This is a genomic window from Kamptonema formosum PCC 6407 (assembly GCF_000332155.1).
Classification (GTDB): domain Bacteria; phylum Cyanobacteriota; class Cyanobacteriia; order Cyanobacteriales; family Microcoleaceae; genus Kamptonema; species Kamptonema formosum.
The window spans coordinates 1,661,534-1,673,286 of the sequence record NZ_KB235903.1 but is presented as its reverse complement, the minus strand read 5'-3'; the positions used below and the strand labels follow the sequence as shown (position 1 = coordinate 1,673,286).

The window sequence follows — 11,753 nt, the reverse complement described above, 5'->3', positions numbered from 1 at the left end:
AATGCCGCCCTCTGGGAGGTAATTTACCGCTCAGAGGAGGGCTTTACGACGATCGCGATTTTGTCCGCACTGCTTGGCGAATGCGATCGCCCAGAGTTTCTATGTAGTCTGGCCAACCAACGGCGATCGCTTGTTTGTGGGCCAGTGTTAAGGGGTCTACAGCGTCGGCTGTCCATGAAAGGGGTTCCCCATCTAAGTCGCAACAGACTAATCCTGCGGCTTTTGCTAAGGCTAAGGGGCCGACGGTATCCCAGAGTTTAACTCTACCGTTGAAGTAGAGATATAAACCTGCTCTACCTTGTATGACTTCAATCACTTTGAGACCGAAGCTACCGAGGGAGTAGAATTGAACTCCGGGAATGAGTTGGGCGATCGCACTACCAAAGTTTTTTTGGTCTCTGTCCCCCAAAATAATTTTACAATTCTCGCGGGTAGGCGCGGGAGGTTTGGCAACTACTAAGGGCTGCGGGTTGTTGTCTCCCTCTGTTTGAAACAGTCCCCAATCTTTGCCACCCCAATACATCAAGTCAAAAGCGGGGGCGTAAATCCAGCCGGCTACTGGTTCGTTATCTGATAGTAAACCGATCATTACTGAGTAATAAAGTTTTTTTTGAATAAACTCCTCTGTGCCATCCAGAGGATCTATACACCAGATCCGGCGGTAATTGGCGTGAAAAGCTCCTCTAGAAAGAGGATTTTCCTCGGTGATCGTGCCATCTTCAGGAAAAAGCTGGTGAAATTCGGCGGAGAGTTGTCGGTCTAAGAACTGGTCTATATTTGTTACATAGTCGTTTGGCCCTTTTTGGGAAACCTCAAACGGCAAGCGAGCCAATTTTTGAGCCTGTTGACCGCAGTCGCGCATGAGAATGCGAATTTTTTGGTCTTGGTCAGTGGAAAGATACGACATATAGCTAAAAATAAAGGCGTAATTAATTGAGAGGTGAACATATTGTAGTGTGGGCAAGGCGCAACGATTAACTTATACCAGTTTTCACTTGAGGAGGTACTGTTCTTAATTAGCAATTACCCTGTTCTCAGGCAACCGAAAACTGCTATAGGTCACTATGTCATGATTATCAGTCAAGGAAAAGGAGGACGCTTTGAAGTATCACTTAGCATTAAGTCGCCCGATTGACCTTGAGAGTATCGCTAAAGATGCTGAAGTTGGCATTTGTCCGCGTCATGTGATGTGGGGACTCAGCCAGCGGTTAGGGGCGACTATCCATCAACCAGAGGGGTATTCCCCATTATTTCTCGATCGGATACGCTCTAAAGTTTCTAGTCGGCCGGAACATTGGGCCTTAGCCCGCAAGCTGTCTGAGCAACTCGATCGCAATGATACGATCTTGTGTACGGGTGAGGATATTGGTATTCCCGTAGCCACGCTTTGCGGGGCTAAGTCTAATCGACCCAAAATTGCTGTATTTTTTCATAATATAGATCGGCCGCGCGGCCGTTTGGCTCTGAAATTGTTTGGTTTGGGAAACCGGATTGACTTGTTTATTGCTTGTGCTAGTCCTCAAGCTAATTTCCTGTGCCGCTACTTGAATTTGCCTGAATCCCGATGCTGGCTGCTTCTAGATCAGACAGATACAAACTTTTTCACGCCGGGCCCCCCAAGACCTGATAAGGGGCGTAGAACGATCGCCAGCGTCGGGTTAGAAAAGCGGGATTACAGGCTGCTTGCTGAAGCTACTTCTAATTTAGATGTGGATGTGAAAATTAGCGGTTTCTCTAAGGATGCGATCGCATTAAAGCAAGCTTTTCCTGAAATTCTGCCGGAGAATATGTCCCGTAAATTCTACCCTTGGCCTGAGTTGGTGCAACTCTACCGCGATGCGGATATAGTTGCAGTTACTCTGACAGATAATAAGTATGCTGCGGGTATCCAAGTTTTTCTAGAAGCGATGGCAACTCGGCGACCGGTGGTAGTGACGAAAACTCAAGGTTTGGCTGATTACCTTGCGCCTCCTGGTATCGCTACAGTAGTTAATCCAGGGGATGCTGAAGGTTTGCGGAATGCAATTATAAAGTTACTAAACAATCCCCAAGAGGCGGAAAAACAAGCAAAATGCGGTTATGAATTGGTACTCAAAGAGCATAATAGCGAGCAGTATATTGAGGCGCTAGCGGCGCGGCTAGCTGCACTCTAATACTTTAGGACTTACGCAGGTCGTAGCAGAAACCGGGTTTTTGAGAGAATCTGTGGGTAATAACTAGGGACTAGGGGCTAGGGGCTAGGGGCTAGGGAAGAAGGGAATAAAATCAGCGGGTTCCAGCAATCGATAGTGTCTGGTATTGCCTTAGCGGTTGCTATATTTTCGTCAAAAAACCCGGTTTCTTAGTTAGTTAGGGTGGCGTTACGAATAACTTTAATTTTTTAAGTAGAATTTGCGTATTTTTAGGCCGCTTTTCAGGTTTAATATTCATCATTTCATCTATAAAATCTGCTAAGTAATTTTCAATTTTAACAGTGCTATTCCTCCAAATAATTTGCTCTGGGTCGTTATCTGATATCAAATTTATAGGCGCTTTACCTGTCAGTAAATAAACAAAGGTACGCCCTAAAGCAAAAAAATCAGTATATTTTAGGACTTTTAGGACTTTGTGAGTTCCCCATTCTTGTTCGTCAGTTCCCCAATCTTCTACCTCAAATATTTCTGTAGGATGTCCTAAGTCTAACGATCGCAATGGTTTGATAATGCGGTAGCGATCGTTAATTAGCAAAGCTGTACCGCAAGCTGGGCAGTATTTAACTGCATCGGAGTTTTGGCGATTGTGACACTTAGGGTTAATACAGTAGTTCACCAAAAAAGTCCTATTTGCAATCGGCGAGATTTGATATTAATCGGCTTTAAGCAACATCATTTAAAGCAACTAAATTCATCATAGTGGTTCCCACTTACAGATAGACTCTGGCGAAAGAGGACAAGTTTTGGTATCGATCGAATTTCCGCCGAGGTAGAGTAGCATCAGTTTAGTCAAAGATTTCAATGTTTTGATATCGCTGATTTGATTGTTGTAGAGGTAAAGTATAGTTAGTTTAGTCAAAGATTGCAATGGTTCGATATCACTGATTTTATTGTTGCTGAGGTCGAGTATATTCAGTTTAGTCAAAAATTCTAAGGGTTTAATATCGCTAATTTTATTGTTGCTGAGGTCGAGTATAGTCAGATTAGTCAAGGATTGTAAGAGTGTGATGTCGCTGATTTTATTGCTGTAGAGGGAGAGAGATGTCAAGTTAGTTAAAGATTGCAATGGTTTGATGTCGCCGATTTGATTGTTATGGAGTTGGAGTAAATTCAGTTTAGTCAAAGATTGTAAGGGTTTGATGTCGCTGATTTTATTGTTATGGAGTTCGAGTAAATCCAGGTTAGTCAAAGATTCTAACGGTTTGATGTCGCTGATTTTATTGCTGTAGAGGGAGAGAGATGTCAAGTTAGTTAAAGATTCTAGCGGTTTGATGTCGCTGATTTTATTGCTATGGAGGATGAGTACATTCAGTTTAGTCAAAGATTGTAAGGGTTTAATATCGCTGATTTGATTATCGTTGAGGTCGAGCCAAGTTAGGTTAGTCAAAGATTGCAATGGTTTAAGATCGCTGATTTGATTGTTATAGAGGTATAGTGCCGTGAGACTAGAAAGTGTCTGATTAGCCGCCTCACACTCAGTAGTCTCAGCTTTCTCCAACAGCACTTCAACAGTATGTTTAGCTTCAGGACTTAAAGAAGTCCGATCGCGACACCAATCAGCAAATGTTCTGTTTCCAAATTGCGTCTCTGCTGCTAATACTCCCAGTCCATTTGCACATAACGCTAGGGCAATCGCACTACAACTAACTACTATCAACTTTGGTAAATTTATAGATTTATCTGCAACTCTCAGTCTCATAAATCTTGTCCCTAGAAGCTTTGTTCATCGTCATCTCCTGTGGGTGGTTAAATCAGACTGAAATTCCCCCCAACGTTGCTGCACCTGTTTATAACATTCAGCAGGGGAAATCGCCAAGTTTTGCAACAAGTTGATATCGATCGCACCGTTACCAATAACCAAAATTACCATCGCCTGAGTGGGGTCATAGGTCGCGATCGCCCCTAGTAATCCACTAACAGCCTCTTCCTCCAGTTCCAGACCTTGCAGATACCGCCCTACCTGCCCTTGAGGAATAAATGTCCGATTGAAGTTAACAATATCAATAGTCCAATCAATGAACGGAGGAACTACATCCACAACATCGCAAACTACCAGCCCACGTCCTTCATTTACATAACCAATCCAGGCCGTGTATCCCAGAATCAAAATATTATGGTGAATGAAGCGGTTCTGCCAATAGCCAAAATATCCTTGCCAAAGGTCATTTTGCATTCGCATTGGCTTCCTCCCGCAGAATTTTTGCTGCTTCCACCTCTATAGATCGCGTTACTACATTAGCCCGGATCGCGCGAAACATCCCAAAGCGACAAAGACCCGCACCAAATGACAACCGCATCAACAGAATCGTAGGCACTTCTCGCACAGACTTAATAAAGCCAGAAACTCCATATTTCATCCACCCTTGCGGACGAATAATTCCCTGCCAAATCGTATCTAGCCAAGAAGGTAGAGTTTGTTCCGTCCAATCTGCGGTTTTCACCTCTCCCTCAACAAATCCCGTCGCCTCTAAAAGTTCAGAAAAGCCTTCAATACTGGAAAAAGCAGGATGCGACCATTGATCGAGTAACTGCTGCATCACAGGTTTCTCCCAAAAATTCAGCGGTTGCTGGCGATCGTCCCGCTGATTCCAATCAGCCAGAACCATTATCCCACCGGGCTTGAGTACGCGCATCAACTCTCTGGCGAAAATAGCTTTATCGGGCATATGCGGGCCTGCTTCGATCGACCAAACTACATCAAAACTCCCATCTGGGAATGACAATCCCATCGCATCATCTACCTGAAACTGGACATTCAGACCTGCTGGCGTGAGTTCCTGAGCACGTTTGACTTGTTGAGGACTGATGGTAATCCCGGTGACTGCAAACCCGTAATCCTGGGCCAGAATGCGGCTGCTACCGCCAATTCCGCAACCGACATCTAAAACGGTAGTGCCGGGAGATAATCGATCTAAACCGCCCCAACGCACCATTTCATGGATGAAGTCAGATTTAGCCGCTAAAAAATCCTTTTGTTGTGGTGGCGAACCATAATAACCTAAGTGAATATGTTCGCCCCAATAAAACTCTAAAATGCCGTCTTCCGTCCACTCGTCATAGGAATTGGCAACAGAATCAGATGATTGATAACGACGAGCGGTGAGTAGATAGAGTGCAATTCCTACTATTAGGAGTGTCAGCAGAATTCCCAGTGTAGCAAACAATAAATTCATCCCGATTTAACCTCAACATTTTTGACAATAACTTTTTCCATTTTGTCTAGGAAACTTGGTTATGTACCTAGAGCCATTGATTGGGACGCTTGACGAAATGATGCGATCGATACCAGGCGATTAGAGTCAGCATCCCAGAGAATAAACTTGGAACATTCCAGCATATCGCCGATCCGCAGCTTTTTTACTTTCGATAGCAAGTGAATATTTTCATTATGACAAGCTTCGAGATTATAATTAGGGATTCTTTCAGAAAGATGATGAATGTTGTGGTAGCCAATATCTGCGGTAAACCACTTGAGAATTGTCGGTAACTCTAGGTAAGTGCTGCCCTCGATTGCTCCCCTAATGTAGCTCCAGTCTGCTGTTTTGTGGGCGTAGCAGCCATCAAAATTGTGCTGTACAAAAAAGACCCAGATGAAGATTGCAGCAGAAAAAGTCAAGATAATTGAGTACATGGTTAAGAAGAATCCCGGCCCCAAGAGATAGCTAAAGATAATTAAGCCACCAATAACGCAAATGTTGTTAAACAGCAGATCCCAAAATTCTGCCACCGTGTACCAATGTTTGGACTTATGAGCAGAGATAATTTCTGATAAACTCATGCCGGGAGATGTTTTCAATCGAGTAAATAGATCGCGAATAAAATCATAAGTTCCTGCGATCAGGGCAATTCTTGGCTTGATCGCGAGATAGAAAAAACCGCCGGGAAAAGCCATTAATGGATGTCGTAGTAATTCATAAAGCCTTTGGTCAAATGAATTGAGTTTTGAAAATTCCTCGGTAGAAAGAAAGTCGGCAATACCGCGATATCGCTCCCAATCACCATTGGTTTTGTGATGGTAGGCATGATCTCTTGACCAGGGGTATTGAGGGATGGCGTTGATGACACCCAGGATAAAACCTACGACTCGATTAACTCTTTTTGAACTAAAGAGCGAATAGTGTCCGCAATCGTGCATTAAAGAAAAACAACGCACGGATAAAAGTACAATTAGAAGCACTATCGGCGGTAGCAACCAAAAGGAAATCGCAACTGCTTTTACTGCTAAAAACCATAAAAGAAGATAAGGGACAAGCGTGTTGAGGATTTGATAAGTCGCCCATAAGTCGTTACTCCTCATATAGGGAGTCAGAACAAAGTCAGATTTTTTAATTGTGGTTTCCATTCAATAAAGCTCTTTTGTGAACAACTTTGAGGCCATCTGTTAACAGTTAACAGTTAACTATTAACTATTAGCTGTTAACTGATTAAATAAGATGGCGTGCAGATTAAATAGAGCAATCGTCATCGATTACCCCCATATCACGGCAATTAGGCTCAGAAAATACTACTGAATTGTGAATCGTAAAAATTGGTTAACCAACTATATCGACAGGACTGAAATAACCGCTTGGCTGCGGCTCAGTTTCACACCTGCTAGCATTGCAAAGCTAACTAGGGGCACATGGGGAGAGATGAGGCTACTAACAGCAACTAGGCAATACCGCCACAACCTGCTTGCTATTGTGACTTGAGACGATATTCTCGACTTGGAATCGCAAAAAGCTTTTAGACATAATCTGTACCTCGCAGATATTTGGGCAACATCGAAAACTATCGGCGGGCATCCTGACTCAGAGAATAAGAAACTCTCATTACAGTTGCGGGACAGCGCCAGATTTACACTGGACTTTCCCCCTTACGTCTGATGGCTGCTCCCCATCAGAACCGACAATTATATTAAATAGTAGCATAACTTTGATTGAGAGTCAAGGTTATTGTCAAAATAATCAAGAATAATCGATTTTCAGAGAGAAGAAATTGATTTCGTTGCTTGCAATAAAACTGAAGGTAGATGAAACGATCGCACAGGCGAGTTAACAATAGAAAAAGCCGATCGCGCGGCGGTGGAAGCACTATCAAAAAGGGTTTCTAATTCAGAAACCGCTGCCATTGGTGTTTGTTGTCGCGCTGTCCAGTCGGCAAAATCAATTAGCAAATTCCACTGAGAAATTATTGTGAAAGGAATGCCAATACTTTCTCCCGCCGCTTGCCATTCAGACAGCATCCAATAGCGATTGTGAGAAGGATCTCGTAGTAATTCTACTTGGTTAATGAACTCTGCTAGGGGTTTTTCTTCGGGAGAAATCGCATCTACTACTAGCAATTGACCTCCGGGTTTGAGAACGCGGAGGATTTCAGCTAAAATGGGTGGTAAACTGGGGAAGTGATGAGCTGCGTAGCGACAGGTGACGAGATCGAAGTGGCGATCGCTAAAAGGCAATTCGGCCGCGCTAGCTTCTTGAAACTGAATATTTGTAATCTTTCGCGCTGCTGCTTGTTGTTTCGCCTCTGCCAACATTCCCGGACTTAAGTCGATCGCGATCGCCTCCCGAATCTTTGGCGAAAAGGCAAAAGCTGTATGACCCGCTGCACAAGCAACATCTAATAAGATCGTATCTGCTGTTGGCGATGCCGTTTTCACCATCAGCGCTAAATCGTGTCCCTTAGCAAAGATTGGCGACGTGCCATAAGCGGCAGCGGCGCGGTCAAATTGCTGTTTCACATTGCCTTCTAGTTCCATAAATTAATCCTCACCTTCCCAATAATCTACTTCAGTTTACCTGTAAATATATGAAATCTGTCCCCACAACCGCTCTATTCTATTAAAGAATCCGTTGATTTTGACTCGCTGCTTCTCTCTGCATCAGCAAAGCGAACCGGCCAAATGCGATCGCAGAAAAATAGCGTTCCTGCTACTAAGCATAAGGGAATTGCCAGCAAATTCAACAGCGGAATGCTTACCAAACCAAAGCAAACTAAACCAAAAGTTGCACTTCCAGGCAAACTAGCGCGAACTACTGCTAACTTATCTTGAAAATTAAGCCGTCGCCTGTCTAAAGGTGCGCTCAGGAAATCCAAACAAACTAGGGTTGCTCCCAAGGCAATACCTCCGACAGTTGCAGCAATAGATCCTATTCCTGGCACAAAATTTAATAGTAATAATGGCAAGGCCACGCTAATCAGAAGTTGCAATTTTCTTAATTCAAACCCGACTGCTCTTTTGATTTCGCCAAAAATACCGAGCAAACTTGTATCTGCTGGAGGTAAATTACCAATTCTCAAAAGTTCTAACTGCTCCGACAATTGGCCGTACCAAGGCGCACCTAAAATCACCCCAAATTGCACCAATAAAAAGCCAATTACTAGCAATAATCCCGCAACGAGAAGGACTCGTAATAGCCAACCTAATACAGAAGTTAAAACGCTTAAATAGCTCAACCAAGCAGGTAAACCCGCAATCAGAGCATTAAATTTGACTGATAAATCAGCAACCAGAGCATCTATTCCTTGCAAACTAGGAAACAGTAAGCCCAGATAAAGAGCAGTGCCAATTATTAAATTTACCAATACGGGAACTAGAACGTAACCCCAGAGTCTAGGAGTCTGCAAAAGGAATCCCAATGCTCGAAAAGGATAAGATGCACCCGCTAGGATACCGATAGGTGTCCGAATCAGCGCGTTAGTAGAATTTGAACCTTGCTGGTGTGCCATTTTTGTCTCAGATTATATTTTCCCAGTTTACTGTTAGTCTATGTATTGCTACTACTATAGCTTAATTAATTTCGGTAAATTTATGACTTTTTTGGTGTAAATTGGAGTAGTGAGGTCGTTTGCGCTAAAATTTGCACATACTTGAAACTCTAGTTGCGTAATTAGGCTGATGGCTTAAAAAAGAGCAACTTCTCACCAACAATTCCTCTAAATCTTCAATTCGCCTCAGCCAGATAGTACCATTACTTCCTGCTACAGCAAGTTTTTTACCATCAGGGCTCCAGCTTACATTAACAACATTCTCGTTAAAATCAAATTGAGCAACTTGTCGCCCCGCTAAATTCCACAGCCGCACCGTCTTATCAATTCCGACAGTCGCAAAACGCTCTCCATCGGGGCTAAAGCTAACTAACTTAGTATCTAAATGCAAAGTCTCTATCTCCTTCAATAAATCCTTTTTTGACATATCCCAAAGTCCCACTTTACCATTTAAAGTTACTGTAGCAAATAGTCTTTGCTGCTGAGAAGAACTAAAGCTAATACTAATAGCTTGGGTGGGCAAAGTTTCTTCTGACTTTCCTGAGATATTCCAAAGCCGGACTGTAGAATTGCCATCTAAAGTCGCTAAAAATTTTCCGTTTGGGCTAAAGGTTACGCTTCTCACTAAACCATTATTCCCTGGGAGTGTAACACCAGAGGCGATAGAGTTTGGCAGTTTAGAAAGATTCCACAACCTTGCAGCATCGTCTATACCAGCAACAGCTAAAAGCTTCCCATCAGGGCTAAAACTAATACTGGTAATTGCTCCCTTAACAGCTTTCCATTCATAAATTTTTTGACCTGATAAACTCCATAATTTGATAGTACCATCTCTTCCACCTGTGGCTAAATATTTTCCGTCAGGGCTAAAAATCAGGCTATTAATTGACTCTTGTAAAGCTTTCCATTCATAAGTCTTTTTGCCTGATAGATTCCACAGCTTAACTGAATTATCTACTCCAACAGTCGCTAAAAATAGTCCATCTTGGCTAAAACTCACACTGGTGACAGCACCAATGTGACCTTGCCAAGCTATCTCTCTTCCTTGAAGAAAAGACCCTTTAAACTGCTCTTGTGCGTCGAGTTTATCGAGAATTATCTGTAAAGCTAATAGAGGTCTTGTTGCTGGATATCGCTGCAAAACTGGCTTATTCTTCACCAATGCTCTCAACTTCTGACCCGCTGCGATTGCCCTCGGTAAAGCCTCTAATAAAGCTTGGCTATTTTCTGAATTTTGAGAAATCGCTAAAAGTAAAGCATCTGTCCCATTTTGTTCTATTTCAATACTTGTTTGAGCTAGTTGAAACCGCTGATAAGCTAGAGTTGAAAAACTGATTGCGCCTACCAAAGATGCCGCCAATATACCAGAACCTATCCCAATCCATTGTTTAGCTTTTTGCTTTGAAGTTGCTGCTTCTGTCTTGGCTTTTGCAGCATTAATTCTGGCTTTTTCAGTCTCAATTTTAGCCGATTCTAGAGTTTGTTTTCGCTCGTCTAAAACTACTTGTTGGCTAGCTGTCAAAAATTGGAAATCGTGATTTCTCAAACTTTTACCAGCAGCCCAGACTAATGCTAACTGCAAATCTTCACCTTGTAATAACTGAGAATAATCCTGACAATTAGAATTTAGCCACGCTTTGATTGCTTGAGAGTAAGGTGGTAGCTTTCCTAACTCATAATCCACATAATTTATATCAAAAATATGCTGATAAATTAGGTTTGATACTTTTAATTTATCTCCCCGTTTAACGACTAATCCTGATAGCCGCAGCTCCATCTGTTCGGGAGTGCCATCGGCGATAATTTCGCCATATTGTAAAATTTGCTGATATAACCCTAAGCGTCTAACAATATGTTTATCTTCTGTGAGAATACGATCTCTAATTGTCGAAAGATGCTCTGGTACATCCTGAGCTTCCCAATTTTCAATTACTCTCTGATGCACCACTTTTCTTACTATAAATTCGGGGGAAATTTGCTCAGATTTTTCGGTTAAATCTGTATTCTCAAGGATAAGTTTACAAACCTTTTGAGTCAAAAAAGGTTGTCCTCCAGTCCAGTATAAAACTTCCCTCATAATCGCCTGATAATTTTCTGCAACTGCTGCCAAACCAGCCGTTAAAGGTTTTGCTTCCTCTTCGTCAAAACCTGATAATTCAATTGCCTTACCAATATTAAAAGGTGTACTACTAGAACCTGGATCTCTGCATAAATCTTTTGGCGATGCTACACCCAAGAGTACCCAAGTCAGGCGATTATACTCAGGATTATTAGGACGTTTATTATAACCAGAGCGAATGAGAGCAAAAAAATCATTGGCGGGGAAATTGAGAGCGAGAATGCTATCAATTTCATCGATAAAAATTACAATATTGCTGCTAATATTAGCCAGCATTACAGTTTCTATAAACTCGCTCAAACGCTGCACAGGTGCTAAAAAATCGCGCTCTCGCCACCAAGTTCGGACATTGACAACATCTGAGAGATTAAAATTATTTTCTATGGTGCGAATTAGACCAGCATACCACTGTTCAGGAGTCACGCCCCGGTTTCCAATTTCTGACATATCAATAGCTGCACAGGCGATTTCCTCAGCTTTTAGTCTTTGTATTGTTCGTACCTGTAAACTCGATTTACCCATCTGTCGGGAATTCAAAACATAACAAAATTCTCCAGCTTTTAATGCGCTGTAGAGGTCGTCATCTGCTTGCCGCTTCACATAATTGCAAGCGTCACCTGTTAGACTCCCGCCGACTTGATAGTAGGATGGTTTTGTTGCTAAATTCATTAAAATAAATGTAAACTAAGTTA

The 11,753-nt window shown here is 42.5% G+C and carries 10 protein-coding genes and 1 riboswitch; of the genes, 1 reads left to right on the top strand and 9 read right to left on the bottom strand.

Annotated features, from left to right (window positions below):
- Positions 1-43: 43 nt before the first annotated feature.
- On the bottom strand, positions 44-907 hold the full coding sequence (locus tag OSCIL6407_RS0112265) for a 3'(2'),5'-bisphosphate nucleotidase CysQ family protein (protein WP_007356135.1): 864 nt from the start codon (positions 905-907) through the stop codon (positions 44-46).
- Positions 908-1,100: 193 nt separating this feature from the next.
- On the opposite strand from OSCIL6407_RS0112265, the gene OSCIL6407_RS0112260 reads away from it, so the two are divergent.
- Positions 1,101-2,153: a glycosyltransferase family 4 protein gene (locus tag OSCIL6407_RS0112260; RefSeq protein WP_007356134.1), complete on the top strand. Its 1,053-nt coding sequence runs from the start codon at positions 1,101-1,103 to the stop codon at positions 2,151-2,153.
- A 196-nt stretch (positions 2,154-2,349) separates the two neighbouring features.
- On the opposite strand, the gene OSCIL6407_RS0112255 is transcribed toward OSCIL6407_RS0112260, so the two are convergent.
- The 8 genes from OSCIL6407_RS0112255 to OSCIL6407_RS0112220 form a co-directional block, all read right to left on the bottom strand.
- On the bottom strand, positions 2,350-2,808 hold the full coding sequence (locus tag OSCIL6407_RS0112255; RefSeq protein WP_019487271.1) for a 4-Cys prefix domain-containing protein: 459 nt from the start codon (positions 2,806-2,808) through the stop codon (positions 2,350-2,352).
- 78 nt (positions 2,809-2,886) lie between these two features.
- Complete coding sequence (locus OSCIL6407_RS30625) at positions 2,887-3,891, bottom strand: leucine-rich repeat domain-containing protein (protein WP_007356132.1); 1,005 nt, start codon at positions 3,889-3,891, stop codon at positions 2,887-2,889.
- A gap of 30 nt (positions 3,892-3,921) precedes the next feature.
- Entirely contained in the window at positions 3,922-4,371 is a 450-nt protein-coding gene (locus tag OSCIL6407_RS0112245) for a hypothetical protein (RefSeq protein ID WP_007356131.1), read from the bottom strand.
- Complete coding sequence (locus OSCIL6407_RS0112240; protein WP_007356130.1) at positions 4,355-5,365, bottom strand: methyltransferase domain-containing protein; 1,011 nt, start codon at positions 5,363-5,365, stop codon at positions 4,355-4,357. The genes OSCIL6407_RS0112245 and OSCIL6407_RS0112240 overlap by 17 nt, the downstream gene beginning before the upstream one ends.
- 59 nt (positions 5,366-5,424) lie before the next feature.
- Positions 5,425-6,534: a fatty acid desaturase gene (locus OSCIL6407_RS0112235; protein WP_007356129.1), complete on the bottom strand. Its 1,110-nt coding sequence runs from the start codon at positions 6,532-6,534 to the stop codon at positions 5,425-5,427.
- Positions 6,535-6,950: 416 nt separating this feature from the next.
- Positions 6,951-7,096: riboswitch (cobalamin riboswitch) on the bottom strand.
- 59 nt (positions 7,097-7,155) lie between these two features.
- Positions 7,156-7,932 carry a class I SAM-dependent methyltransferase gene (locus OSCIL6407_RS0112230; protein WP_007356127.1) on the bottom strand — a complete coding sequence of 259 codons (777 nt, stop codon included), beginning with the start codon at positions 7,930-7,932 and terminating at the stop codon, positions 7,156-7,158.
- A 74-nt stretch (positions 7,933-8,006) separates the two neighbouring features.
- Positions 8,007-8,903 (bottom strand): EI24 domain-containing protein, encoded by an 897-nt coding sequence (locus OSCIL6407_RS0112225; protein ID WP_007356126.1) that lies wholly within the window; start codon positions 8,901-8,903, stop codon positions 8,007-8,009.
- 124 nt (positions 8,904-9,027) lie between these two features.
- The gene (locus OSCIL6407_RS0112220) at positions 9,028-11,730 is read right to left on the bottom strand and encodes an AAA-like domain-containing protein (protein WP_007356125.1); all 2,703 of its coding nucleotides are present in this window, start codon (positions 11,728-11,730) and stop codon (positions 9,028-9,030) included.
- Between the last annotated feature and the right edge of the window lie 23 nt (positions 11,731-11,753).

Bases quoted from the DNA above. Each gene is read 5' to 3' on its own strand.
- OSCIL6407_RS0112230 (WP_007356127.1), bottom strand. From the start codon at position 7,932: ATGGAACTAGAAGGCAATGTGAAACAGCAATTTGACCGCGCCGCTGCC.
- OSCIL6407_RS0112225 (WP_007356126.1), bottom strand. From the start codon at position 8,903: ATGGCACACCAGCAAGGTTCAAATTCTACTAACGCGCTGATTCGGACA.
- OSCIL6407_RS0112220 (WP_007356125.1), bottom strand. From the start codon at position 11,730: ATGAATTTAGCAACAAAACCATCCTACTATCAAGTCGGCGGGAGTCTA.
- OSCIL6407_RS0112265 (WP_007356135.1), bottom strand. From the start codon at position 907: ATGTCGTATCTTTCCACTGACCAAGACCAAAAAATTCGCATTCTCATG.
- OSCIL6407_RS30625 (WP_007356132.1), bottom strand. From the start codon at position 3,891: ATGAGACTGAGAGTTGCAGATAAATCTATAAATTTACCAAAGTTGATA.
- OSCIL6407_RS0112240 (WP_007356130.1), bottom strand. From the start codon at position 5,365: ATGAATTTATTGTTTGCTACACTGGGAATTCTGCTGACACTCCTAATA.
- OSCIL6407_RS0112235 (WP_007356129.1), bottom strand. From the start codon at position 6,534: ATGGAAACCACAATTAAAAAATCTGACTTTGTTCTGACTCCCTATATG.
- OSCIL6407_RS0112245 (WP_007356131.1), bottom strand. From the start codon at position 4,371: ATGCGAATGCAAAATGACCTTTGGCAAGGATATTTTGGCTATTGGCAG.